At 65.8% G+C, this 25,775-nt stretch carries 17 protein-coding genes; 8 read left to right on the forward strand and 9 right to left on the reverse strand.

The window, feature by feature from the left end:
- Positions 1 to 25 precede the first annotated feature (25 nt).
- Positions 26 to 1,183: a macrolide transporter subunit MacA gene (macA, locus tag IAE34_RS06080; protein WP_200137967.1), complete on the forward strand. Its 1,158-nt coding sequence runs from the start codon at positions 26 to 28 to the stop codon at positions 1,181 to 1,183.
- Positions 1,184 to 1,185: 2 nt separating this feature from the next.
- Positions 1,186 to 3,192 (forward strand): MacB family efflux pump subunit, encoded by a 2,007-nt coding sequence (locus tag IAE34_RS06085; RefSeq protein ID WP_200137968.1) that lies wholly within the window; start codon positions 1,186 to 1,188, stop codon positions 3,190 to 3,192.
- 15 nt (positions 3,193 to 3,207) lie between these two features.
- Here the strand turns inward: IAE34_RS06085 and IAE34_RS06090 are convergent, their stop codons facing one another.
- The 8 genes from IAE34_RS06090 to metH all read right to left on the reverse strand — a co-directional run bounded on the left by IAE34_RS06090 (position 3,208) and on the right by metH (position 16,961).
- Positions 3,208 to 3,873, reverse strand: coding sequence for a helix-turn-helix transcriptional regulator (locus IAE34_RS06090; protein ID WP_200137969.1), 666 nt, complete (start codon positions 3,871 to 3,873; stop codon positions 3,208 to 3,210).
- Positions 3,874 to 4,130: 257 nt separating this feature from the next.
- Positions 4,131 to 5,546 (reverse strand): efflux transporter outer membrane subunit, encoded by a 1,416-nt coding sequence (locus IAE34_RS06095; protein ID WP_200137970.1) that lies wholly within the window; start codon positions 5,544 to 5,546, stop codon positions 4,131 to 4,133.
- Positions 5,543 to 8,722, reverse strand: a complete 3,180-nt coding sequence (locus tag IAE34_RS06100) for an efflux RND transporter permease subunit (protein ID WP_200137971.1) — start codon at positions 8,720 to 8,722, stop codon at positions 5,543 to 5,545. The genes IAE34_RS06095 and IAE34_RS06100 overlap by 4 nt, the downstream gene beginning before the upstream one ends.
- A gap of 12 nt (positions 8,723 to 8,734) precedes the next feature.
- On the reverse strand, positions 8,735 to 9,979 hold the full coding sequence (gene mexE / locus IAE34_RS06105) for a multidrug efflux RND transporter periplasmic adaptor subunit MexE (protein WP_200137972.1): 1,245 nt from the start codon (positions 9,977 to 9,979) through the stop codon (positions 8,735 to 8,737).
- Between the two features lie 219 nt (positions 9,980 to 10,198).
- Entirely contained in the window at positions 10,199 to 10,516 is a 318-nt protein-coding gene (locus IAE34_RS06110; RefSeq protein ID WP_200137973.1) for a DUF2388 domain-containing protein, read from the reverse strand.
- 119 nt (positions 10,517 to 10,635) lie between these two features.
- Positions 10,636 to 11,511, reverse strand: a complete 876-nt coding sequence (locus tag IAE34_RS06115; RefSeq protein ID WP_200137974.1) for a formylglycine-generating enzyme family protein — start codon at positions 11,509 to 11,511, stop codon at positions 10,636 to 10,638.
- Positions 11,512 to 11,558: 47 nt separating this feature from the next.
- The gene (pvdN, locus tag IAE34_RS06120; protein ID WP_200137975.1) at positions 11,559 to 12,845 is read right to left on the reverse strand and encodes a pyoverdine-tailoring periplasmic protein PvdN; all 1,287 of its coding nucleotides are present in this window, start codon (positions 12,843 to 12,845) and stop codon (positions 11,559 to 11,561) included.
- A 408-nt stretch (positions 12,846 to 13,253) separates the two neighbouring features.
- Positions 13,254 to 16,961 (reverse strand): methionine synthase, encoded by a 3,708-nt coding sequence (gene metH / locus IAE34_RS06125; RefSeq protein WP_200137976.1) that lies wholly within the window; start codon positions 16,959 to 16,961, stop codon positions 13,254 to 13,256.
- Positions 16,962 to 17,113: 152 nt separating this feature from the next.
- On the opposite strand from metH, the gene IAE34_RS06130 reads away from it, so the two are divergent.
- From IAE34_RS06130 to nfuA, 3 genes are all read left to right on the forward strand, one after another.
- Complete coding sequence (locus tag IAE34_RS06130; protein ID WP_200137977.1) at positions 17,114 to 19,435, forward strand: fatty acid cis/trans isomerase; 2,322 nt, start codon at positions 17,114 to 17,116, stop codon at positions 19,433 to 19,435.
- A gap of 110 nt (positions 19,436 to 19,545) precedes the next feature.
- Positions 19,546 to 20,580: an acyltransferase family protein gene (locus tag IAE34_RS06135; RefSeq protein WP_200137978.1), complete on the forward strand. Its 1,035-nt coding sequence runs from the start codon at positions 19,546 to 19,548 to the stop codon at positions 20,578 to 20,580.
- Positions 20,581 to 20,639: 59 nt separating this feature from the next.
- Positions 20,640 to 21,224 carry a Fe-S biogenesis protein NfuA gene (gene nfuA, locus IAE34_RS06140; protein WP_200137979.1) on the forward strand — a complete coding sequence of 195 codons (585 nt, stop codon included), beginning with the start codon at positions 20,640 to 20,642 and terminating at the stop codon, positions 21,222 to 21,224.
- A gap of 71 nt (positions 21,225 to 21,295) precedes the next feature.
- Here nfuA and IAE34_RS06145 read toward each other — a convergent pair whose 3' ends face one another.
- A complete protein-coding gene (locus IAE34_RS06145; RefSeq protein WP_200137980.1) occupies positions 21,296 to 22,153 on the reverse strand; it encodes an SDR family oxidoreductase in 858 nt (285 codons plus the stop codon).
- Between the two features lie 175 nt (positions 22,154 to 22,328).
- Here IAE34_RS06145 and IAE34_RS06150 point away from each other — a divergent pair, with 175 nt between their 5' ends.
- The 3 genes from IAE34_RS06150 (at position 22,329) to IAE34_RS06160 (ending at position 25,770) form a co-directional block, all read left to right on the forward strand.
- Positions 22,329 to 22,856, forward strand: a complete 528-nt coding sequence (locus IAE34_RS06150; protein ID WP_200137981.1) for a hypothetical protein — start codon at positions 22,329 to 22,331, stop codon at positions 22,854 to 22,856.
- A gap of 82 nt (positions 22,857 to 22,938) precedes the next feature.
- Positions 22,939 to 24,792 carry an ABC transporter ATP-binding protein gene (locus tag IAE34_RS06155; protein ID WP_200137982.1) on the forward strand — a complete coding sequence of 618 codons (1,854 nt, stop codon included), beginning with the start codon at positions 22,939 to 22,941 and terminating at the stop codon, positions 24,790 to 24,792.
- Between the two features lie 33 nt (positions 24,793 to 24,825).
- The gene (locus IAE34_RS06160) at positions 24,826 to 25,770 is read left to right on the forward strand and encodes a LysR substrate-binding domain-containing protein (protein WP_200137983.1); all 945 of its coding nucleotides are present in this window, start codon (positions 24,826 to 24,828) and stop codon (positions 25,768 to 25,770) included.
- Positions 25,771 to 25,775 lie beyond the last annotated feature (5 nt).

Here is a 25,775-nt window from a genome sequence, read left to right on the forward strand (position 1 = left end):
CATTGGCAATGATGGACGAGTGTTTATGGACAAGAGCAGATTTCGCAACGTGGGCCTGGCCTGCGCTCTGGCCCTGGTGGCCGGCATCGCGCTGTATGCGGCGCAGGCCCCGGCCAAGGCGCCGCGCTACATCACCGCCACCGTCGAGCGGGGCGACCTCGAGAATGCGGTCCTGGCCACCGGTGTGCTCGAAGGCATCCGCCAGGTGGATGTCGGCGCCCAGGTGTCCGGCCAGCTTCGGTCGCTGAAGGTCAAGCTCGGCGACAAGGTGGTCAAAGGCCAGTGGCTGGCCGAGATCGACCCGCTGGTGCTGCGCAATACCCTGCGCCAGGCCCAGGTCGACGAGGAAAAGCTGCAGGCCGAGCGCCGCTCTACCCTGGCCCGGGTCACCCAGACGCGGCGCGTCTACGAGCGCTACAAGGCGTTGCAGAACGACCAGTCGATTTCCCGCCAGGACTACGAGAACGCCGAGTCGGACTACCAGGTGCAGCAGGCCACCCTCAATTCGCTGGATGCGCAGATCAAGAGCGCCCAGGTGCAGATCGACACCGCCAAGGTCAACCTGGACTACACCCGCATCAGCGCCCCCATCGACGGCGACGTAGTGGGCATCGTCACCCAGCAGGGCCAGACCGTGATCGCCCAGCAACTGGCGCCGGTGATCCTCAAGCTCGCCGACCTGGACACCATGACCGTCAAGGCCCAGGTGTCGGAGGCCGACGTCATTCACATCGCCCCGGGCCAGCCGGTGTACTTCACCATCCTCGGCGAAGATCGCCGCTACTACGCCACCCTGCGCGGCACCGAGCCTGCGCCGCAGAACTACCTGGAAAGCAGCGACCGCACCGGCGCCGCCGCCCCCAAGCAGAACACCGCGGTGTTCTACAACGCCTTGTTCGAGGTGCCCAACCCCGACCATCGGCTGCGCATCGCCATGACCGCCCAGGTGCGCATCGTGCTGGCCACCGCCGAAGCGGTACTCAACATGCCGGTGGCGGCCCTGGGCGCGCAGGATGACCAGGGGCGGTTCGCCGTGCGCGTGCTCGACGCCAAGGGCTTCGCCCAGGTGCGCCAGGTGCAGGCCGGCATCAACAACAACGTGCGGGTCGAGATCAAGCAGGGCCTGGCCGAAGGCGACCGCGTGGTGATCGGCGAGCCGATCGGCGACGCGGCGGGGGCCTGAGCATGAACATGACCGTCGAACCGGGCGCCCGGCGCACGCCTGTGCAGATCGCTGCCCATCCCTTGTTGCGCCTGCACGGCGTGAGCCGCAGCTTCATGGCCGGCGACCGCGAGTTCCTCGCCCTGCGCCACATCGACCTTGAGATCCATGCCGGCGAGCTGGTGGCGATCATCGGCGCCTCGGGGTCCGGCAAGTCGACGCTGATGAACATCCTCGGCTGCCTGGACCACGCCAGTGCCGGCTCTTATCAGGTCGATGGCCAGGAAACCCGCGCCATGGACGACGAAGCGCTGGCGGCGCTGCGGCGCGATCATTTCGGCTTCATCTTCCAGCGTTACCACCTGTTGCCGCACCTGGATGCGCTGCGCAACGTGGAGATTCCGGCGGTGTATGCCGGTACGCCGCAGGCCCAGCGTCACCAGCGTGCCGAGGACCTGCTGCGGCGCCTGGGCCTGGCTGGGCACCTCACGCACCGCCCCAGCCAGCTGTCCGGGGGCCAGCAGCAGCGGGTGAGCATCTGTCGGGCGCTGATGAACGGCGGCGAAGTGATCCTCGCGGACGAGCCCACCGGCGCCCTGGACACCGCCAGCGGCAAGGAGGTGATGGCGATCCTGCTGGAACTGCACGCCGCCGGGCATACAGTGATCCTGGTGACCCACGACCCCAAGGTCGCGGCCCATGCCCAGCGGGTCATCGAAGTCAGCGACGGGCAGATCGTCAGCGACCGGCGCACCCCGCACCAGGCCGTGCCAGCTCCTGCGCCGGCCCAGACCGAACGGCGCCCGCCCGGCACGCGGCGCCTGGTGGCCAGCCTCGGGCTGTTTCGCGAGGCCTTCAACATGGCCTGGATCGCCCTGATCTCGCACCGCATGCGCACCTTGCTGACCATGCTCGGCATCGTCATCGGCATCACCTCGGTAGTGTCCATCTCGGCCATCGGCGAGGGCGCCAAGGGCTACGTGCTCAAGGACATCCAGGCGATCGGCAGCAACACCATCGATATCTACTCGGGCAGCAACTTCGGCGACAGCCGCGCCAAGGCCATCGAGACCCTGGTACTGGGCGACGTGCAAGCGCTCAACCAGCTGTACTACGTCGACAGCGCCACCCCGGTGATCGGTCGCAGCCTGCTGGTGCGCTACCGCAACCTGGACCTGGACGTCCAGCTCAATGGCGTCAGCGAGCGTTATTTCCAGGTGCGCAACATCGAAATGGCCGCCGGCATCGCCTTCAGCGAAAACGATGCCCGGCGCCAGGCCCAGGTGGTGGTGATCGACCACAACACGCGACTGCGCCTGTTCGCCCCGGGGGTGGACCCGCTGGGCCAGGTGATCCTGGTCGGCAACCTGCCTTGCACGGTGATCGGCGTCACCCGCGAGAACAAGAACCTGTTCGCCGCCGGCAACGCGCTGAACGTCTGGGTCCCCTACGAGACCGCCGCTGGACGCGTGCTCGGCCAGCGCCACCTGGACAGCATCAGCGTGCGCATCAAGGACGGCATCCCCAGCCAGCGCGTGGACCAGGAGGTCAATGCCCTGATGCTGCAACGCCATGGCAGCAAGGACTTCTTCACCAACAACCTGGACAGCATCATGCAGACGGTGCAGAAGACCAGCCGTTCACTGACCCTGCTGCTGTCGCTGATCGCGGTGATCTCGCTGGTGGTCGGCGGCATCGGGGTGATGAACATCATGCTGGTGTCGGTGACCGAGCGGACCCGCGAAATCGGCATCCGCATGGCGGTCGGTGCGCGACAATCGGACATTCGCCAGCAGTTCCTGGTGGAGGCGGTGATGGTCTGCCTGTTCGGTGGGCTGGTGGGCATCGGCCTGTCCTATGGCATCGGCTACCTGTTCACCCTGTTCGTCAAGCAATGGGAGATGGTGTTCTCGACCACCTCCGTGGTCATGGCCTTCGCCTGTTCGACGCTGATCGGCGTGGTGTTCGGTTTCGTGCCGGCGCGCAATGCCGCGCGCCTGGACCCGATCCAAGCGCTGGCCCGGGATTGAGTTCGGCGCCTGGCGCTACTCGGCGGCCGGCGCCTGGGCGTCGGTCGCGTACATCCACTTCATCAGCGAGTGCCGCCCGCCGATGCCGAGCTTGATCGCGGCGCGGCGCAGGTAGCTCTCCACCGTGTTGACCTTGAGCTCCAGCCGCTCGGCCTGCTGACGTGCGGTCTGGCCCGCGAGCAGGCCCAGGCACACCTGCAACTCCCGAGCGGACAGTTCCAGGCCGGTCTGCGCCAGGCGCTCCTGGAAGCGGGTCTGCAGGCTGTCGCCACTGCTGCGTTCGGCAACGGCAGGCTGCAAGGCCTCCAGGTGCTTGTGCAGCATCGGCAACAGCAGCGGCGAGATGTCCTGCAGGCGATCACGCTCGCAGGCCGAGAAGGCGGCGCGCTCGGCCCGCAGCACGTGCAGTTCGAACTGGTACTCGGGGGTGCGCTGCACCAGGTGCAGGCGCGCTGGGGCTCCGAGGTCGCAGGCCGCCTGCTCGGCAGCGCTGAAGACGGTTTCGCTCAGCAGCGTGGTGCTGATGCCCAGAGTGCCGCTGGCCGGGCGAACCTGGCGGATGTGCGTGGCGTCGACGTTCAGGTGGGTCTGGATCAGGTCGTGCAGCAAACGCGGGAAATGGCGGCTGCCGGTGCTGGCGATCACTTTGCCGACCTGCGGAAAGAACATGTGCGAATTCATCGTGGCATCCATGGCTGGGGTGAATCGTCCTGGTGTAGCGCTGAACAATAGCACATGGCTATCATTTCGCTTCCCTGCACCGGTCATCCTAGTACAACGATTCAGCGCGGGAGTTATCAATGCCGGGCATCGGACGAAATTGCGCTGGCACTGCTGCCTGCTGCCGAACTGGACAAAAAAAGCCCCGCAGACCTGGGGCCGGCGGGGCGAAGGGCTGGTACGGACCAACCAAAGGAGTCGTTGCAGGAGCAAGGCCGTCAGTTGGCGGTGGCCACCCGCTCGGTCTGCCAGCCGCCCCCCAGAGCCTTGTAGATCGACACGATGCCGCGATACAGGTCGACCTCGCCTTGTGCCTGGGCGTCCTCGGCAGCGAGCTTTTCCCGCTCCGCATCGAGCAGTACCAGGTAGTCCACCGAGCCCTCGCGGTAGCGGATCGAGGCCAGGTCGGCAGCCTTGCCGCTGGCCTCGCTCTGGCGCATCAGCGACAGCAGCCGCTGCTGGCGCTTGGCGTAGTCGCTGAAGGCATTCGACGACTCTTCCAGGGCCAGCAGCACCCGCTGTTCGTAGGTCGCCAGTGCCCCGTCGGCATCGGCCTTGGCGCCCCGCAGACGGGCGCGCACGCTGCCCAGGTCGAAGGCTGCCCAGCTGATGCTCGGCCCCAATGCCCAGGCGTTGGCCGCCGACGCGCCGATCTGCGAGCCACGGCCGGCGGTGAAGCCGAGGAAACCGCTGAGGCTCACCCTGGGGAACAGGTCGGCGGTGGCCACGCCCACGTCGGCGGTGGCGGCCGCCAGCTCGCGTTCGGCACTGCGGATGTCCGGACGGCGCCGCAGCAGTTCGCCCGGATCGCCCACCGGCAAGGCCTTGGCGATGGCCGGCAGTTGCTTGGGCGAGAGGTCCACGCTGAGCGCTTCGGGCCGCTCGCCGAGCAAGGTGGCGATGCGGTTGCGCGCGCGTACCTGCTCGGCTTGCAACTGCGGCACACTGGCCTCGACGCCTGCCAACCGCGCATCGGCGCGCACCACGTCCAGCTCGTTGCCCACGCCGGTGTCGCGCAGGGTCACGGTGATGCGCCGCGAGTCTTCCTGGGTGCGCAGGTTGGCCAGGGCGATCTTCTCGCGCAGCTGCGCGCCGCGCAGTTGGCCATAGGCGTCGACCAGCTCGGCGATCAGGCTGACCTGCAATTGCTGCAGGTCGGCGGCTGCCGCGTCTTCACGCGCCTGGCTGGCCTCGATGCGGCGCTGGATGCGGCCGAACAGGTCCAGCTCCCAGGCCATGTCCAGGCCCAGGTCGTAGCGCTCCTGGTTGACCCGGCGGTCGGTCTGGCCCGGCACCTGGCCCTTGCCGATCTCGCTGCTGGCGCGGCTGGTGACCACCGGCAGGTCGTCGTTGTCGGCGTCTTCGCGGATCGCCCGGGCGGCCTTGAGGCGCGCGAAGGCCACGCGCAGGTCACGGTTGCCCTGCAGCGAGGCTTGCACCAGCTGGTTCAGGGTTGGGTCGTCGAATTGTTTCCACCAGCTGCTCTCGAAGCGGCTGCGGTCCAGCAGCTTTGCCGCCGCCGGCTCATCCAGGCGGGCCGGCGCGGTGGCCGGCGCGTGGTAGTCCGGGCCCACGGCGCAGGCCGCCAGGGCCAGCGCCAACAGGCTCGGTGTCAGGGCTTTGAGCAGGCTCATGCAGTGTGCTCCAGGCTGGGCGCGGCATCGGCCTTGCGGGCCTGGCGACCCTGGACACGACGGCGGATGAGGTTGAAGAACACCGGGGTCAGGAACAGGCCGAACACGGTCACCCCGATCATCCCGGAGAACACCGCCACGCCCATGGCATGGCGCATCTCGGCGCCGGCGCCGGAGGAGAACACCAGCGGCACCACTCCCATGATGAAGGCGATCGAGGTCATCAGGATCGGCCGCAGACGCAGGCGACAGGCTTCCAGTACCGCGGCCAGCGGGTCGAGACCCTCGGCCTGCTTGTCCTTGGCGAACTCGACGATCAGGATCGCGTTCTTGCACGCCAGGCCCACCAGCACGATCAGCCCGATCTGGGTGAAGATGTTGTTGTCGCCCCCGGAAATGATCACCCCGGTAATGGCCGACAGCAGGGTCATCGGCACGATCAGGATCACCGCCAGCGGCAGGCTCCAACTCTCGTACTGGGCGGCCAGCACCAGGAAGGCCAGCAGCACGCACAGCGGGAACACGAACAGCGCGGTGTTGCCCGCCAGGATCTGCTGGTAGGTCAGGTCGGTCCACTCGTAGGTCATGCCGTTGGGCAGTTCCTGCTTGAGCAGCTTCTCGATCGCCGCTTCCGCCTGGCCGGAGCTGTAGCCGGGCGCCGCTGCACCGTTGATCTCGGCGGTGATGAAGCCGTTGTAGTGCATCACTCGGTCGGGACCCGAGGTGTCGCTGACCTTGAGGAAGGTCGCCAGCGGAATCATCTCGCCGAGGTTGTTGCGCACCTTCAACTGGCCGATCTGCTCGGCATCGAGGCGGAACTGCTGCTCGGCCTGGACGTTGACCTGGTAGGTGCGCCCGAAGCGGTTGAAGTCGTTGGTGTACAGCGAGCCCAGGTAGACCTGCAAGGTGTCGAAGATGTCGGTGATCGCCACGCCGTGGGTCTTGGCCTTTTCCCGGTCGATGGCGGCATCGACCTGGGGCACGTTGACCTGGTAGCTGGTGAATAGCCCCGCCAGTTCAGGCACCTCGCGACTCTTGGCGATGATGTTCTGGGTTTCCTTGTACAGCGCTTCGTAACCCAGGTTGCCACGGTCCTCGATCTGCAGGCGGAAGCCGCCAATGGTCCCCAGCCCTTGCACCGGCGGCGGTGGGAAGATCGCGATGTAGGCGTCCTGGATGTCGGCGAACTGCGCGTTGAGCGCCGCTGCGATGGCACCGGCCGACTGGCTCGGGTCCGTGCGCTGGTCGAAGGGCTTGAGCGGCGTGAACACGATGCCGCTGTTGGGGCTGTTGGTGAAGCCGTTGATCGACAGGCCCGGGAAGGCCACCGAATCGGCCACGCCCGGCTGCTTGAGGGCGATCTCGCTCATGCGCTTGATCACCGCCTCGGTACGGTCCAGGCTTGCCGCATCCGGCAGCTGGGCGAAGGCCACCAGGTACTGCTTGTCCTGGGCCGGCACGAAACCGGTCGGCGTGGACGAGAAGCCCAGGTAGGTCAGGCCCATCAGCCCGGCATAGACGAACAGGGCGATGCCGCTGGAGCGGATGACCCGCCGCACGCCGCCCACGTAGCGGTGGCTGGCCCGCTCGAAGAAGCGGTTGAACGGGGCGAACAGCCAGCTACCGAGCAGTCGGTCGAGCACTCGCGAGAACCTGTCCTTGGGAGCATGGTGGTCCTTGAGCAGCACGGCGGCCAGGGCAGGGGACAGGGTCAGCGAGTTGAATGCCGAGATCACCGTGGAGATGGCGATGGTCAGCGCGAACTGCTTGTAGAACTGCCCCGTCAGGCCAGAGATGAACGCCGCTGGAACGAATACAGCGCACAGCACCAGGGCCGTGGCGATGATCGGGCCGGTCACCTCGCTCATGGCTTTCTGGGTCGCCTCCAGCGGCGCCAGGCCCAGGGCGATGTTGCGCTCGACGTTCTCCACCACCACGATGGCGTCGTCCACCACGATGCCGATGGCCAGCACCAGACCGAACAGCGACAGGGCGTTGAGCGAGAAACCGAACAGGTGCATGACCGCGAAGGTGCCGATCAGCGACACCGGCACCGCCAGCAACGGGATGATCGAGGCGCGCCAGGTCTGCAGGAACAGGATCACCACCAGCACCACCAGCACCAGGGCTTCGAACAGGGTGTGCACCACCGCCTCGATCGAGCCACGGACGAACACGGTCGGGTCGTAGACGATGCTGTAGTCCATGCCTTCGGGGAAGTCTTTCTTCAGCTCGGCCATCTTGGCGCGCACTTCATCGGAGATGTCGATGGCGTTCGAGCCAGGGCGCTGGAAGATCGGAATGGCCACGGCCGGCTGGTTGTTGAGCAGCGAACGCAGGGCGTACTGACTGGAGCCCAACTCTACCCGAGCGATGTCCTTCAGGCGCGTGATCTCGCCATCGGCACCGGCGCGCACGATGATGTTCTCGAACTCTTCTTCGCTGACCAGACGGCCCTGGGTGTTGATCGACAGCTGGAAACTGGTCGAGCCGGGCGCAGGCGGCGCACCCAACTGACCGGCCGCGACCTGGCGGTTCTGTTCGCGAATGGCAGCGACCACGTCGCTGGCGGTGAGGTTGCGCGAGGCGGTCTTGTTCGGGTCCAGCCACACGCGCAGGGAATAGTCGCCCATGCCGAACAGCTGCACGTCACCCACCCCGCCCAGGCGCGCCAGTTCGTCCTTGATGTTGAGGATGGCGTAGTTGGACAGGTAGAGCATGTCGTAGCGCTGGTCCGGCGAGGTCAGGTGCACGACCATGGTCAGGTCGGGCGAGGCCTTGTCCACGGTGATACCGATACGGGTGACCTCCTCGGGCAGCTTGGGCTGCGTCCGGGTGACCCGGTTCTGCACCTGGACCTGGGCGTTGTCCAGGTCGGTGCCCAGGGCGAAGGTGATGGTCAGGGTGAGCTTGCCGTCGGCGGTGGACTGCGAGGACATGTACAGCATGTTCTCCACCCCGGTGATCGCCTGCTCCAGCGGCGCGGCCACGGTCTCGCCGATCACCTTGGGGTTGGCCCCGGGGAAGTTGGCGCGCACCACCACGGTGGGCGGCACCACCTCGGGATATTCGCTGATCGGCAGCTGGAACAGCGAAATGCTGCCGGCGATCAGCAGCACCAGCGACAGCACGGCGGCGAAGATCGGCCGGGTAATGAAGAATTTCGAGAAGTTCATCGGTGTCGTCCCTTAACCGCGCGGTGCCTGGGCACTGGCGACTTTCACGTTCGAACCGGCCACGGCCGGGGCCGGCTGGCTGGCTTGCAGGGCCTGGCGCTGGCGGGCGAGGGTGGCCAGGGTGTCGGCGCTGGCCATCGGCGTTTCCTCGGGGGTGACCGCTGAGCCAGGGCGCACGCGTTGCAGGCCCTTGACCACGATACGGTCGTCCTTGGCCAGGCCGCTGCGCACGATGCGCAGGCCTTCGAGCTTGGGCCCGAGCTCCACGGCGCGGTAGGTCGCCTTGTTGTCGGCGTCCATCACCAGCACGAATTTCTTGCCTAGGTCGGTGCCGACCGCCTCGTCGTTGATCAGCATGGCGTCGTACTGGGCGCTGCCCACCAGCTTCAGGCGCGCATACAGGCCGGGGGTGAACTGGCCGTCGCGGTTGTCGAACACGGCGCGACCACGAATGGTGCCGGTGCGCGGGTTGACCTGGTTGTCGACGAAGTTCATCTGCCCCAGGTGCGGGTTGCCGGTCTCGTTGGTCAGGCCCAGGTACACCGGCGTGCTCTGGCCACGCTGACCCTCGCGGGCGAGTTGGGTGTACTTGAGGTAGACCCGCTCGTCGGCGTCGAAATAGGCATAGACCTTGTCGGTGGACACCACGCTGGTCAGCGGCGTGACGTCAGCGGTAACGATGTTGCCGGCGGTGAAGTCGGCGCGGCTGACCCGGCCGCTGATCGGTGAGGTGACGCGGGTGAAGCTCAGGTTCAGGCGCGCCAGGTCCAGCTGCGCCTGGATCGAGTCCACGCCCGCGCGAGCTTCGGCGGCGGCGCTGCTGCGCGACTCGGCCAATTCGGCGGAAATCGCGTTGCTGTCGCGCAGGCGCTCGCCGCGACGGGCTTCATTGGCACTGCGCGAAGCGCTGGCCTTGGCCTGCTGCAACTGGGCTTCCAGGCGGCGCACCTCGGCCTGGAAGGGCCGCGGATCGATCTGGAACAGCAGATCGCCCTTGTTGACCTGGGCGCCCTCGGTGAAGGCCACGCGGTCGATCTGGCCCGAGACCCGCGGGCGGATCTCCACGGTTTCCGGCGCTTCCAGGCGACCGGTGAATTCGTCCCATTCGTTGATCGGCTGTTCGATCACCTTGGCCACGCTGACCTTGGGCGCAGCGGGCGCCTGGGCCGTGTCGGGGTGCTTGCCGCAGGCGCTGATCATCACCGCGACTGCCAGGGCAGCCAGGGGATGGCGCAGGGCCTTGAATGAAGGTTCCATGGAGAGCTCCGCCACTGTAGGAATAGTGGGCGGATTCTGCGAGTGTCGAGGCCGGGTAACGAATCGAACGACTCGAAGGTCACTATCAAGCCGATTGATGGATTGGCTGAGGGCTCAGCTGGGCCAAGCTTGCTTGGAGCGATCGAGGGGGAGGTGCAGGGGTCTCAGCGAAGCTTGCCGCTCGCCATCCATTGGCAAGCGCAAGCGTCGGCGAACGGCTTATTGCTCTGCCAGCAGATCATCCTGCGACAGCAAAGCCTGTGCCAGCGCCTCATCGCTGGCGTCGATGCCAGGATGGCTCTGACGCGCGCGTTGCAGCGCGGCATCGACGTACACGCCGCGGATCGCACCACCGCTGGCGACGAACGCGGAGAGTTCGTCGCGGGCCGGAATGATGCGCTTGTCATCCTTGAACGTGGAATACAAGGACGCCGAGACACCCGCCGAGGTCGCGACGTCGCGGCCATCCACACGGGCCAGGGCAGAACCTGCGGCGGTGCACAGCACCAGTGCCGGAACGAGCATTACGTAACGCATGATCAGTCCTCCAGAAGCAACGCGAGCCATGAGATGTACTGCATGCAGATATGAGCGAGCGTTGCGACTGGAGTTCGATTTATTTGCAGGCCGCAGCCAGCCCTTGGATCAGCCTGCCGTCAAAGCTCGCGCACTACCCTGAAGCCGAGCCAGTCGCCGCGCAGGCCCGAGCCGCGTTCGTTGCGGTTGCCCGAGCGGGAGAAAATCGGCGCCTCGGTGTAGTCGTTGCCACGGATCACCCGACGGTCGCGGCATTCGCTGCTCTGGGTCTGCGGACTGCCGTCGGTAGGCGCGGTCTGGTAGCTGTCGACGTAGCAGTCGCGCGTCCACTCGTAGACGTTGCCGTGACCGTCATACATACCATAGGCGTTGGGCGGGAAGCTGCCGACCGGCGAGGTATAGGAGAAGCCGTCCCGGGGGCCATAAGTATTGGCGTGCTTGTTGATGCTGTATTCCTCGCCCTCGTCGAAGGGGAAGGGGAATGGTCCCGTGGTGCCGCCGCGCACGGCGTATTCGCGTTGCGCTTCGCTCTGCACGGTGTAGGCCTTGCCGGTTTTCTTCGACAACCAGGCGGCGTAGGCCTCGGCTTCGAAGAAGCTCAGGCACACCGCCGGCTGCTTGTCGCCAATGGGGTAGCGAGGCTTGCCGGCGATGCACTCGCGACCAGGGCGCGTGTCGCCGTTGGGCACCTTGTAGCCGCTGCTGCGCAGGTAGGCGTGCCATTCACCGTTCTGGATCTGGAAGCGACTGATGGCGAAGGCTTTCTTGAAGGTCACGTCGTGCATCGGCCCTTCGTCGGGCTGGCGACCGAGCTCGTCGTCCGGCGTGCCCATGGTGAAGGTCCCGGCCGGCAGTACCACCATTTCCGGGCAGTCCTTGCAGTCCTTGAACACCTTGCCTGGTTGAGGCGCCTCGGCCGCCAGGGTGCTGGCCGAGGTACCGGCCAGCAGTGTCAGGGTCAGGGCGGACAGGGTGTGGCAGAGCTGTGGTTTCATCGCGGGTCTCGCTGTCTGAAAGGTGAAACGGAAAAGCCGCACGCGGGCTACAGGCGTTTTTCGAGGATGGCCATGAACCGATCCAACTGGCGCTCGTCGTTGAGCAGCCCCGGCGCGGTGCGCACCACCGGGCCGACGTCGCGGTCCACGGCGTCGGCCACCACGCGGTTGGCCATGAGGTAGGCGGCGACCTGGTCGCAGTCCTGGCCGGCGACCCGGAAGAAGCTGAAACCTGACGACAGCGTCGGACTCTGCGGGGTGACCAGCTCGATGCCCGGCGTTGCCAGCAGGCGCTGCTTGAGGTCGCTGTTGAGCTGGTGAATGCGCGTCTGCACATCGGCCTTGCCCAGTTGCAGGTGCAGGTTGAACGCCTCGTCCAACGCCCAGCGGTGTTCGAAGGCGTGATAGCCACCCGGAGTCAGGGTGGTGGCGAAGTCGTTGTCCTGGGAAAAAGTCGGAATCATCGGCGTGAGGTCGCGCAGTTGCTCGGAGGCCGCGCAGACGATCCCGGTGCCGCGCGGACCGAACAGCCATTTGTGCGTGCCGGCGATGAAGTAGTCGCAGTGCATGGCCGGGAAGTCCAGGTTCTCCACGCCGAAGCCGTGAACGCCATCGACCACATACAGGATGCGGTCCTTGTCGTCCCGGTTGCGGTTGCGCTCGGCCACCAGCTGGCCGATCTCGCCGATCGGCAGCTTGACGCCACTGCCCGATTGCACCCAGGTCACGCCCAGTACCCGCGTGTTGTCACGGATCCCGGCGGCCAGGTTGCCGAGGACCTCGTCGGTGGACACGCTGGCCGGCTGCTCGAACAGACTGATCTGGCGCACCTGGGTGCCTTCGCGCTGACTGCGAAAGGCCAGCACGTGCTTGGTGGCGTAGTGCTCGTGCGGGCTGATGAGGATCTCCTGGTCCGGGCGCACGTGCAGGCCGCCGAAAATCAGGGTCAGGCCTTCGGTGGTGCTGCCGGTCAGGGCGATCTGGCCCGGGCGCGCCTTCAGGTAGCGACCGGCCGCCTCGCGCACCCGTGCCTCGTGCTGCCACACCTCTTCACGGTCCCAGTCCATCGCCAGCCCCGGGTTGCGGTCCAGATGCGCGCGGTAGCGCGCGATGGCCTCGTTCACCGGGCGTGGGTGGGAGGTGATCAGGAAGTTGGACAGGTGCAGGTAGTCGGGGTCCTGGTCGAACAGCTGGCGCAGGCGCTGCCACTTGTCCTCGCCGCTCGCAGCCGGCGGCGCAGGTGCGGCCAGGGCGCTGGCTTGCAAGGTGCTGCCCAGGGGCAGGGCAGCGGCCAGCACCCCTGCCTGCTTGAGAAAGGTTCTGCGGTCGTTCATGGCTGGGCTTCGCTGGGTGGCACGCAGGCGCGCCGGGGTGGAATCGTGTACGGGTCAGGGGCTTGCGGGCACGTGCGAACCTGCGCGGACGGCAGGTCCAGGGGGCAACGGGGTGGTGTCATGGCCTTCTCGCGGCTCGCCATCAAGGGTGCAGGTGGGGCACCTGCTGTAGGGGATGGACGAGGCTGTGCGGGAGGAATTTAGGGAAAAGCGGTCGGCTGGTGTCTGGGTACCACCTTTGGCCAGCTTGTGCTGGCCATTGCGGGCGAAACGAGCCGGAGAACCGCCGCGCCTGCCCTGGCGTTCGGTTCAAACCCTGCGCGGCGCCTGGCGCGCGGGGTTGATTCCGGATGAGCGTACCCGGCCCCGAGGTTCACGAGCCGGCGCCAGGCTGGCAGCCTGTTGCCGTCAGTTGTCATACCCGAGGTTGGGGGCCAGCCAGCGCTCGCTCACGCCGACTTCCTGCCCCTTGCGCAGGCTGTAGCGTTCGATCTGGTCCTTGTCCACCTTGCCCACGGCGAAATACTGCGCCTGGGGATGGGCGAAGTACCAGCCGCTGACCGCCGCCGCCGGGAACATCGCGAAGTGTTCGGTGAGAAACACCCCGCTGGCACCCGTCTCGCCCAGGGCCGTGCCGTCGAGCAGGCGGAACAGGGTCGCCTTCTCGGTGTGGTCCGGGCATGCCGGATAGCCCGGTGCCGGGCGAATGCCGCTGTACTGCTCCTTGATCAGCGCCTCGTTGTCCAGCTGCTCGTCACCGGCGTAGCCCCAGTACTGCCTGCGCACCCGCTCGTGCAGCCATTCGGCGCAGGCTTCGGCCAGACGATCGGCCAGGGCCTTGACCATGATTGAGCTGTAGTCGTCACCTTTGTCCTGGTACGCCTTGGCCACTTCCTCGGCCCCGATGCCAGCGGTGGTGATGAAGCCGCCCACGTAGTCGGTCACGCCGCTGTCCTTGGGCGCCACGAAATCGGCCAGCGACAGGTTCGGCTTGCCGTCCGGCTTGATGGTCTGCTGGCGCAGGTGGTGCAGGGTGGCCAGGGTCTGCCCGTGCTCGCCATAGACCTCGATATCGTCGTGCGCCACCTGGTTGGCCGGCCAGAAGCCGAACACTGCCCGGGCGCTGATGAGCTTCTCGCCGATCAGCTTGTCGAGCATTTCGCGGGCATCCTCATACAGCGCCGTGGCGGCCTCGCCGACCACCTCGTCGGTGAGAATGCGCGGGAACTTGCCGGCCAGGTCCCAGGAAATGAAGAACGGCGTCCAGTCGATGTACTCGGCCAGCTCGCGCAGGTCGATGTCTTCCAGCACCTTGACGCCAGTGAACGAAGGCACCGCCGCCTGATAACTGGCCCAGTCGTACTGCGGCTTGGCGGCGATGGCCTGGTCATAGCTCAGGCGCTCGGTGCGAGCGCTGCGGTTGGCCGTGCGCTCGCGCACGTCCACGTATTCCAGGCGGGTTTTCTCGACGAAGCCGGGTTTGAGCTCGCGCGACAGCAACTGCGTGGCCACGCCTACGGCGCGCGACGCATCGGTCACGTAGATCACCGCGTCGTTGGCGTACCTGGGCTCGATCTTCACCGCCGTGTGCGCTTTGGAGGTGGTGGCCCCACCGATCATCAGCGGCAGGTGGAAGTCCTGGCGCTGCATCTCGCGGGCCACGTGGACCATCTCGTCCAGCGACGGGGTGATCAGGCCGGAAAGCCCGATGATGTCGCATTTCTGCTCGCGGGCTGTCTGCAGGATCTTCTCGGCGGGCACCATCACGCCCAGGTCGACGATGTCGTAGCCGTTGCAGCCGAGCACGACACCGACGATGTTCTTGCCGATGTCGTGCACGTCGCCCTTGACCGTGGCCATGAGGATCTTGCCCTTGGCCTCGGGCTTGTCGCCCTTCTCGGCCTCGATGAAGGGGATCAGGTGCGCCACGGCCTGCTTCATCACCCGCGCCGACTTGACCACCTGCGGCAGGAACATCTTGCCCGCGCCGAACAGATCGCCGACCACGTTCATGCCACTCATCAAGGGGCCTTCGATGACCTCGATGGGCCGCGCGGCCAGCTGCCGGCATTCCTCGGTGTCCTCGACGATGTAGGCAGTGATGCCCTTGACCAGCGCATGTTCCAGGCGCTTGTCGACCGGCATCGAGCGCCACTCTTCGTTTTCCACTTCCTTGGCGGCGCCGCCGCCCTTGTAGTCTTCGGCGATGGCCAGCAGGGCGTCGGTGCCTTCGGGCGTGCGGTTGAGCACCACGTCCTCGACCTTCTCGCGCAGCGCCGCCGGAATTTCGTCGTAGATCTCCAGCTGGCCGGCGTTGACGATGCCCATGGTCAGGCCGTTCTGGATCGCGTGGTAGAGGAACACCGAGTGGATCGCCTCGCGCACCGGGTTGTTGCCGCGGAAGGAGAACGACACGTTGGACACACCGCCCGAACTCAAGGCGTGGGGCAGGTGATCACGGATGTAGGCGCAGGCCTCGATGAAGTCCACCGCATAGTTGTTGTGTTCCTCGATGCCGGTGGCCACTGCGAAGATGTTCGGGTCGAAGATGATGTCCTCGGGCGGGAAGCCGACTTCGTTCACCAGGATGTCGTAGCTGCGCTGGCAGATCTGCTGCTTGCGCGCCGCCGTGTCGGCCTGGCCCACCTCGTCGAAGGCCATCACCACCACCGCCGCGCCATAGCGCTTGCACAGCCGGGCGTGGTGCTTGAACGCCTCCACGCCTTCCTTCATGGAAATCGAGTTGACGATGCCCTTGCCCTGGATGCACTTCAGTCCCGCTTCGATCACCTCCCACTTGGAGGAGTCGATCATGATCGGCACCCGGGAGATGTCCGGCTCGCCGGCGATCAGGTTGAGGAAACGCACCATGGCGGCCTGGGAATCGAGCATCCCTTCGTCCATGTTGATGTCGATGACCTGGGCGCCGGCCTCGACCTGCTGCAGCGCCACCTCCAGCGCCTCGGTGTAGTTCTCTTCGCGAATCAGCCGGGCGAACTTGGCCGACCCGGTGATGTTGGTGCGCTCGCCGACGTTGACGAACAACGACTGGCGATCGATGGTGAACGGCTCCAGCCCCGACAGTCGGCACGCCTTGGGAATGTCCGGGACGGCCCGCGGCGGGTACTTCGCCACGGCTTCGGCGATGGCCTGGATATGCCCCGGCGTGGTGCCGCAGCAGCCGCCGATGATGTTGAGAAAGCCGCTGGCGGCGAACTCCTCGACCACGGCGGCCATTTCCGCCGGGGTTTCGTCGTACTCGCCGAAGGCGTTCGGCAGGCCGGCGTTGGGGTGCGCGGAGACGTGGGTGTCGGCCTTGGTCGACAGCTCTTCCAGGTAGGGCCGCAGGTCCTTGGCGCCCAGGGCGCAGTTCAGGCCCACCGAGATCGGCTTGGCGTGGCGCACCGAGTTCCAGAACGCCTCGGTGGTCTGCCCGGAGAGGGTGCGACCGGAGGCATCGGTGATGGTGCCGGAAATCATGATCGGCAATTCCACGCCATCTTCCTCGAACACCTGCTGCACGGCGAAGATCGCCGCCTTGGCGTTGAGGGTGTCGAAGATGGTTTCGATCAGGATCAGGTCGGCGCCGCCTTCGATCAGGCCCCGGGTGGCCTCGGTGTAGTTCACCACCAGCTCGTCGAAGGTGACGTTGCGATAGCCCGGGTCGTTGACGTCCGGGGAAATCGAGCAGGTGCGGCTGGTCGGGCCCAGCACGCCGGCGACGAAGCGTGGGCGGTCCGGAGTTTCCAGCGTCTTGGCGTCGGCCACCTGGCGGGCGATGCGCGCGCCCTCGACATTGAGTTCGTACACCAGCGCTTCCATGCCATAGTCGGCCTGGGAAATCTGCGTGGCATTGAAGGTGTTGGTTTCCAGGATATCGGCACCGGCGTCCAGGTAGGCCTTCTCGATCGCCGCGATGATATCGGGCTGGGTCAGCAGCAGCAGATCGTTGTTACCTTTGACATCGCTTGGCCAATCGACGAAGCGCGTGCCACGATAGTCCTTTTCCTCCAGACGATAGCTCTGGATCATGGTACCCATACCGCCGTCCAGAATCAGGATTCGCGCGTTCAGTGCGTGCTGAAGTGCTTGAAGACGAGCGCTGCGGTCGGGCATGAGAACTAACCTGGTCGGACGATGATGGGAAGTGCGGAATGATAACAAAGCTGCACGAATTTTAGACGCATCGCCAATTTGCATGAATTTCATTCATGTTGGCGCGGCCCAGCGCAGAACCAACGGATACGCAGACCATCGTGACAGCCTTCATGAACCAGAACGCAGCCTCCAGGCTGCCCAGCTTCATCGCCGCCGCCTTCGCCTTGCTGATCGGCGGCGCCGCCTGTGCGCAGACACCGACCTCGAGCCCTAGCATTTCCTACACTCGGGATATCCAGCCAATCCTCACCCAGAAGTGCGTGGCCTGCCACGCCTGCAACGACGCTGCCTGCCAGCTCAACCTCGGCAGTGGCGAAGGTGCCCAGCGCGGTGCATCGAAAGTGCCGGTGTACCAGGGTGAGCGCAGCGAAGCGGTGCCGACCACGCGCATCTTCTACGATGCCCAGGGCGAGGCGGCGTGGCGCAAGAAAGGGTTCTATTCGGTGCTCGATGCCCAGGGCAGCCAGGCCGCGCTGATGGCGCGCATGCTCGAACTGGGCCACAAGACGCCCTTGGTGCCCAACGCCAAGCTGCCGGACGAGATCGTCCTGGGGCTCGATCGCAACAACATGTGCCCCTTGCCCCATGAGTTCGATGCCTATGCCGGCGCTCATCCCAAGGAGGGCATGCCCCTGGCGGTCACCGGCCTGACCGACCAGGAACACCAGACCCTGCAACGCTGGCTGGCCGCCGGTGCGCCGGTGGAGTCGCAGCCGATCCAGCCCAATGCCCGCGAGGCCCGGCAGATCGCCGACTGGGAAGCGCTGCTCAACCGCCCCGGCGCGAGCGAAGCCCTGGTCGGGCGCTGGCTCTACGAGCACCTGTTCCTGGCTCATGTGCATTTCGAGGGCGGCGAGCCCGGCCACTTCTTCCAGTGGGTGCGCTCGCGCACGCCCAGCGGCCAGCCAGTGGACCTGATCGCCAGCCGGCGCCCCAACGATCCCCCCGGCAGCGACTTCTACTACCGCCTCATGCCCGTGCAGGGCGTGATCGTGCACAAGACCCACATCACCTATGCAATGGGCCCGCAGAAGCTGGCACGGGTCAAGCAGCTGTTCTACAGCGGCAACTGGCACACCGACGCCTTGCCGGGCTACGGCCCGCAGCGCCGCGCCAATCCCTTCGAAACCTTCGAGGCGATTCCGGCCCAGGCGCGCTACCAGTTCATGCTCGACAATGCCGAGTACTTCGTGCGCACCTTCATCCGCGGACCGGTGTGTCGTGGCCAGATCGCCACCGACGTGATCCGCGACAACTTCTGGGCGCTGTTCCAGGATCCCGCCCATGACCTCTACGTCACCGACGCCGTGTACCGTGGCCAGGCCACGCCCTTGCTGGCCATGCCCGGACAGATCGACGACGTCGGCAGCGTGCTGAGCCTGTGGCGCGCCTACCGCGACAAGCGCAACGATTACGAGACCTTGCGCCGCGAGGCCTACGCCCAGGTGCCGCCACCGAACTGGTCGACCCTGTGGACCGGCAATGACAATGCCTTGCTGAGCATTTTCCGTCATTTCGACAGCGCGTCGGTGAGCAAGGGCCTGATCGGCGACGTGCCCCTGACCATGTGGCTGTTCGATTACCCCCTGCTGGAGCGCACCTATTACCAACTGGCGGTGAATTTCGACGTCTTCGGCAACCTGTCCCACCAGTTGCAGACCCGCCTGTACTTCGACCTGATCCGCAACGGCGCCGAGGTCAACTTCCTGCGCCTGATGCCGGCCAGCAAACGGGGCGCGATTCTCGACGACTGGTACCAGAACAGCGGCAAGGTCAAGATGTGGCTGGACTACACCGACATCGATACCGACACGCCCAGCGGCCTGCAACTGAGCGAGCACCATGCCGAGCGCGATTTCGGCCTCAAGCTGCTGCAACGCAGCGCCAGCCTCAACGTCGCCCCCGATCCGATCAACCGCTGCACCGGCGCCTACTGCTCGCGGCCGCAGATGAACGAGGAGTTCCGCAACGTCGAGCAGTCCCTGAGCCGCCTGGTCTCGCGTCCGGCCGCCGGGCTGAAGGTGATCGGCCAGTTGCCCGAGGCGACTATGCTGCGCATCGTCGGGCAGGACGGGCAGCGCCAGGTGTACAGCCTGCTGCGCAACCGGGCCCACAGCAACGTCGCCTTCCTGCTTGGCGAGGCGTACCGTTACCAGCCCGGGCTGGACACCCTTACCCTGTACCCCGGGGTGCTCAGCAGCTACCCGAACTTCATGTTCAACATCCCCGCCAACGAGGTCACCGAGTTCGTCGAGGACCTGGAGGCGGCACGTGACGACACCGGCAAGTTCGATGCCATCGTCCAGCGCTGGGGCGTGCGCCGCAGTCATCCGCAGTTCTGGGAGTACTTCCATGACCTGAGTAAATTCATCGAGGAAACCGATCCGGTGGAGACGGGGGTGCTGGACATGAATCGCTACGAGAATCTATGAGCGGGACCTTTGCCGGCTGACTGCGGTCGGACAGGTGGGTGGCCCGCAGGGGCAGGCGCCAGGCGCTTGCCCATGCGGGCCTGAATGCACCGACAACCGCAGGACAACCCATGCTGTATTCGCTTCAGGCGCTGCGCGCATTCGCCGCTTGGGTGGTGGTGTGCCATCACTTCATGCAGATCTTCTTCGACTTCCATGCCACCGGCCCCATCGGCCGCCTGCTCGCCGACCGGGGCGCGGTGGGGGTGGACATCTTCTTCGTCATCAGCGGCCTGGTGATCTACCTGTCGACCCGCGACAAGGACATCGCCCCGCGCGAGTTCCTGCTCAACCGGGTGCTGCGCATCGTGCCAGCGTACTGGTTCTACACCTTGCTCATGGCCTTGATGCTGTTGTGCGTCAGCCGCTGGATGCCGCATCAGGTGTTCGACTGGCAGCACCTGCTGCTGTCCCTGCTGTTCATCCCGTCCGAGAACCCAGGCGGCTATGGGCTCTATCCCACGCTCAACGTCGGCTGGACACTGAACTTCGAGATGTTCTTCTACCTGCTGTTCGGCCTGGCCTTCCTGGTTCGTCAGCGTCATCACCTGATCCTGGTCACGGCCGCGCTGTTGCTGGTCAGCGAAGTGCTGGGACGGCTGGGCGTGCTCAGCCGCTTCTACAACAACGACATCATCTACGAATTCGTGCTGGGTATCGGCCTGGGCGTGCTGTATCGCCGGGGGCTGATCCGCGAGGGGCTGTGGCTGCCACTGGCGGTGCTGGCCGCCGCCGGCTGCGCGCTGTACCTGCTCGATGCCTCCGAACGCCTGCTGCACTGGGGACTGCCCAGCGCGCTGGTGGTGATGGCATTCGTCTCGCTCGAACCGTATTTTCGCGGCAATCGAGTGCTCAAGACCCTCGGCGACTGTTCCTACTCGGTGTACCTGATCCATGTGCTGGTGCTGTGGGCCGGCTGGTTCGCCAGCCAGCGGCTGCAGCTGAACCCGTACCTGGTCTTCGCCGTGTGCGTGCCGGCGATCGGCCTGTTGTCCTGGTTCAGCTATCAATGGCTGGAATGCGGCCTGTACCGACGCCTCAAGGCAAGGCTGGCCGTGGGCAACGCCCCGCAACCAGCGCCTGCGTTATCCCGAGTCAAATACTAGGACTTTGTCCGATGCCGGCCTTTGGCGTACACTGCACGGCAAGTCTGTGAGGAACTTCCATGAGCGCTATAACCATTACCGACGCCGCCCATGATTATCTGGCCGATCTGCTTTCCAAGCAGAACACGCCCGGGATCGGCATCCGCGTCTTCATCACCCAGCCGGGCACCCAGTACGCCGAGACCTGCATCGCCTACTGCAAGCCGGGCGAGGAAAAGCCCGACGATCTGCCGGTGGGCCTCAAGAGTTTCACTGCGTACATCGACGCGGTAAGCGAGCCGTTCCTGGAGGACGCGCTGGTCGACTACGCCACCGATCGCATGGGCGGGCAGCTGACCATCAAGGCGCCGAACGCCAAGGTGCCGATGGTCAACGAGGACAGCCCGATCAACGAGCGTATCAACTACTACCTGCAAACCGAGATCAATCCCGGCCTGGCCAGCCATGGCGGCCAGGTCAGCCTGATCGACGTGGTGGAGGATGGCATCGCCGTCTTGCAGTTCGGCGGCGGCTGCCAGGGCTGTGGCCAGGCCGACGTCACGCTCAAGGACGGCATCGAGCGCACGCTGCTCGAACGCATTCCCGAACTCAAGGGCGTGCGTGACGTGACCGACCACACTCAGAAAGAAAACGCGTATTACTGATCCATCGTCCATCCGGCTTGGACAGGACCGACTCGGGGTCCATCGCGGCCCCGAGACGTCCAGGCGTGTGCTTACAGGATCGGCTTGCCGCCCGTGACGGCATAGCGCGAACCCGAGATGTAGCTGCTCTCATCCGAGCCCAGCAGTACATAGATAGGCGACACTTCCACCGGTTGGCCCGGACGCCCCAAGGGCGTCTTCGAACCGAAGTTTCGCACTGCCTCGTCCGGCATGGTCGCCGGAATCAGCGGCGTCCAGATCGGCCCTGGCGCTACGCTGTTCACGCGGATCCCCTGTTCACCCAGCATCTGCGCCAGGCCGGCGGTGAAGTTGGCGATGGCGCCCTTGGTGGTGGCATAGGCCAACAGGCTCGGCGACGGATCGTCAGAATTCACCGAACTGGTGTTGATGATCGAACTGCCCCGCGGCATGGACGGCAACGCCGCCTTGCAGATGCGGAAGATCGCCGTGATGTTGATGTCGAAGGTCTTGACCCATTCCTCGTCATCGATCTCGTCCAGGCTGTCGTGGGACATCTGGAACGCGGCATTGTTGACCAGGATGTCGATCCGGCCGAACCGCTCCACGGTCTTGGCCACGATGTGCTCACAGTGCGCCTTGTGCGCAAGGTCTCCCGGCAGCAGCAGACACTCGCGGCCGGCTGCCTCGACATGGCGGGCGGTGTCCTGGGCGTCCTCATGCTCGTCCAGGTAGGCGATGGCCACGTCCGCGCCTTCGCGGGCATAGGCGATGGCCACGGCCCGGCCGATGCCGCTGTCGCCACCGGTGATCAAGGCTTTCTTGCCCGCCAGCCGGCCATGGCCGGTGTAGCTCTGCTCGCCACAATCGGGCACGGGCTGCATCTTGTCTTGCGCACCGGGCACTGTCTGCGGCTGGGAAGGGAAGGGTGGGGTCGGGTAGTCGCGCATGGTTGTCACTCCTGCAGATGGAAAGGTCCGTAAGGGTTCGAGAGACGGCCATCCCGAGCGTTGAACCGGATGCCCGATCGCCACGACGGACGGTCGATCGCCATCGCCGGCTGAATCTTTGCCGAACGATCGGCTCTATCCCTTATCCAACAGGGCCACGATCAGGAGCGATCACGTGCCGCGCATCATCACCCCGAGCACTCCCGAGCATGAGATCAGGAGCGAGTCCGAAGCACGCATGTTCGGCTCGCCCAAGGAGCGCCTGGACTTCTACCGCCGCGAAATCCAGTACGAAACCAGCATCCTGGCCAACCGCACCGACGCCTACCTCACCGCCCAGTCGTTTCTGGTCATCGCCTTCGTCTCGGCCATGAGCAATCTGAACGAGAGCTGGGGGCAGATGTTCACCTTGCTGGTCCCCCCATTCCTGGCACTGCTGGGTGTACTCAGCTCGCTCAATGCCTGGCCGGGCATCCGCGCCGCGTTCAAGATCATCGAGCACTGGCAGCTCAAGCAGAGCCACCTGCTGCGCAGCGAGCCATTGATGGGGCTGGCCTACGACGAATCGCCGCTGTTCAGCGAAACCGAGACCTCCCAGGCCTCGCACCGAAAGTCGCTGCTGTTCTCCCTGCGCACACCGTGGATTTTCCTGGTGTTCTGGCTGACCCTGGGCGGCTACGCACTGTACATCCAGCTCGGTTGACGGCCACGGTTAACAATTCACCTACAGTCTGCGTCCGCGCTGTCTGGCATCATCCTGTCTTTTCATCTGTCTGGAGACCTTCATGCTGCGTGTCCTGGAGCGCTGGCTAGATCCATTCCCGCCCGATGAAGCACCGCCGCCGCCCATGGGCCTGGCGCGCTTCATCTGGGCCTGCACCCGCGGCGCGCGCGGTTACATCCTGGCCCTGGCCCTGCTCAGCGCAGCGTTCTCCATCTACGAGGCGTGGCTGTTCTCCTTTCTCGGCCAGGTGGTCGACCTGCTCGGCGACTGGCAAGTCGGCGGCGCGCTGACCGAGCAGCAGAGCCACGTGCTGTGGGGTGTGGGTGCGATCCTGGTGGCCAGTGTGTTCCTGGTGGCCGCGCGCACGATGATTCAGCACCAGGTGCTGGCCATCAACCTGCCGCTGCGCCTGCGCTGGGATTTCCATCGGCTGATGCTGCGCCAGAGCCTGTCGTTCTTCTCCGACGAGTTCTCGGGAAGGGTTACCACCAAGGTGATGCAGACCGCGCTGGCCGTGCGCGAGGTGCTGTTCACCCTGATCGAGGTGCTGCCTGGCATCGGTGTCTATTTCGTGGCCATCATCGCCCTGGCCGGCGGCTTCGCGCTGAAGCTGATGCTGCCGTTCCTGGGCTGGGTGGTGGTGTTCGGCCTGACCATGTGGTACTTCGTGCCGCGTCTGGGCGATGTCGGCCAGCAGCAGGCCGATGCCCGCTCGTCCATGACCGGGCGCATCTCGGACGCCTACACCAACATCACCACGGTCAAGCTGTTCTCCCATTCCAGGCGCGAGGCGCACTTCGCCCGTGCGGCGATGGAAGACTTCAAGCAGACCGGGTTCCGCCAGATGCGCCTGGTGAGCCAGTTCGAGATCGTCAACGAGGCGCTGGTGGTCGGGCTGATCATGAGCGCGGCCGGGTACTCGCTGTGGCTCTGGCATCAGGGTGAGATCGGCGTTGGCGCCGTCGCGGCGATCACCGCCATGGCCCTGCGCATCAACGGCATGTCGCACTGGATCATGTGGCAGATGACCTCGCTGTTCGAAAGCATCGGCACGGTGCAGGACGGTATGGCCACCCTCACCACCGGCCCCAAGGTGCAGGACGCGCCGGATGCCGCGGTGCTTGAGACCCGGGGTGGTGCGGTGAGCTTCGACCAGGTGCGCTTCAACTACAACGGCGAGCGCCAAGTGCTGGACGGCCTGAGCCTGGACATCCGCGCCGGCGAGAAAATCGGCCTGGTCGGCCGCTCCGGCGCCGGTAAATCCACACTGATCAACCTCCTGCTGCGTTTCCATGACGTGGACAGCGGGCAGATCCGCATCGATGGCCAGGACATCGCCAAGGTGACCCAGGACAGCCTGCGCAGCGCCATCGGCATGGTGACCCAGGACACCTCGCTGCTGCACCGCTCGATCCGCGACAACATCGCCTACGGCCGTCCGGACGCGACCGAGGCGCAGATCCGCCAGGCGGCCATCGACGCCCAGGCCGACGGCTTCATCAGCCAGCTCAGTGATCGCGACGGCCACAGCGGCTACGACACCCTGGTCGGCGAACGTGGCATCAAGCTCTCCGGTGGCCAGCGCCAGCGCGTGGCGATCGCCCGGGTGATGCTCAAGAACGCCCCGATCCTGCTGCTCGACGAAGCCACCAGTGCGCTGGATTCGGAAGTGGAAGTGGCGATCCAGGAAAGCCTGGACGAAATGATGCAGGGCAAGACCGTGATCGCCATCGCCCACCGACTGTCGACCATCGCCGCGATGGACCGGTTGGTCGTGATGGACGAGGGGCGCATCGTCGAGCAGGGCACCCACGCCGAGCTGTTGGCCCGTAACGGCACCTATGCGCGGCTGTGGCGCCATCAGAGCGGCGGCTTCCTCGGAGAGGACCAGGGCGTGATGGAGGGCGTGGAGTGAGGCGCCGTCAACTCGCCCGAGGTGAAGCCTGCCATGCATTCGTCTGAACGCCTCAAGGGCCTGGACGTCTTCGTCGCGGTGGCCGAGTGCGCCAGCTTCACGGCGGCGGCCGAGCGCCTGAACCTCACGGCCTCGGCCGTGAGCAAGAGCGTGGCCCGTCTGGAAGCGCGGCTGGGGCTCAAGCTGTTCAGTCGCACCACGCGCACACTGGCGCTGACCGAGGCCGGCAGCACCTACTACCGGACCTGCACTGCGGTGCTGGGTGAATTGGAGGAAGCCGAGACGGCGCTGAGCATCGCCAGCGAAGCGCCCCAGGGCAGGGTACGCATCGACCTGCCAGCGTCGTTCGGACGCCTGCACGTGCTGCCGCTGATCCTCGACTTCGTCCAGCGCTTTCCCAAAGTGGAGCCGCACGTCTCGTTCACCGATCGCTTCGTCGATCCCGTGACCGAAGGCATCGACATCGTCGTGCGCATCGGTGGGCCGGACGTCTGGCCAGCCAGCCTCGGCCACCGCTTTCTCGGCGCCCAGCGCATGGTGTTCTGCGCCGCACCGGCGTATCTCCAGCGCCAGGGTGAACCGCGCACGGCAGCCGAGTTGCTCGGGCATGCGTGCGTGGTCTATGGCCAGCGTGATGGCGGGGTCGGCCCCTGGTACATGAAGGGGCCTCAGCCCGGCGACATGGAACGACGCAGCCCGCAGGCGCGCATCGCCGTGGGCGATGGTGAAGGCGAGGTGGCGGCTGTGCTGGCGGGCCTGGGCATCGCCCAGTTGCCGACCTGGCTTACCCAGCGGCACATGACGCAGGGTGCCCTGACGCAGGTGCTGCCCGACCTGGCGACCGATGGTCTACCGATCAACCTGGTGTGGCTCAAGCGTCGCGAGAACCTGCCCAAGGTGCAGGCACTGCTCGACTATCTGACGCCGCGCCTGTGTGCCCACGGCATCCGCAGCCCACAGGCCGATGAACGCGCTTGAGCTAT

It is taken from the genome of Pseudomonas sp. S30, from assembly GCF_016518545.1.
In the GTDB taxonomy this organism is placed as follows: Bacteria; Pseudomonadota; Gammaproteobacteria; order Pseudomonadales; family Pseudomonadaceae; genus Aquipseudomonas.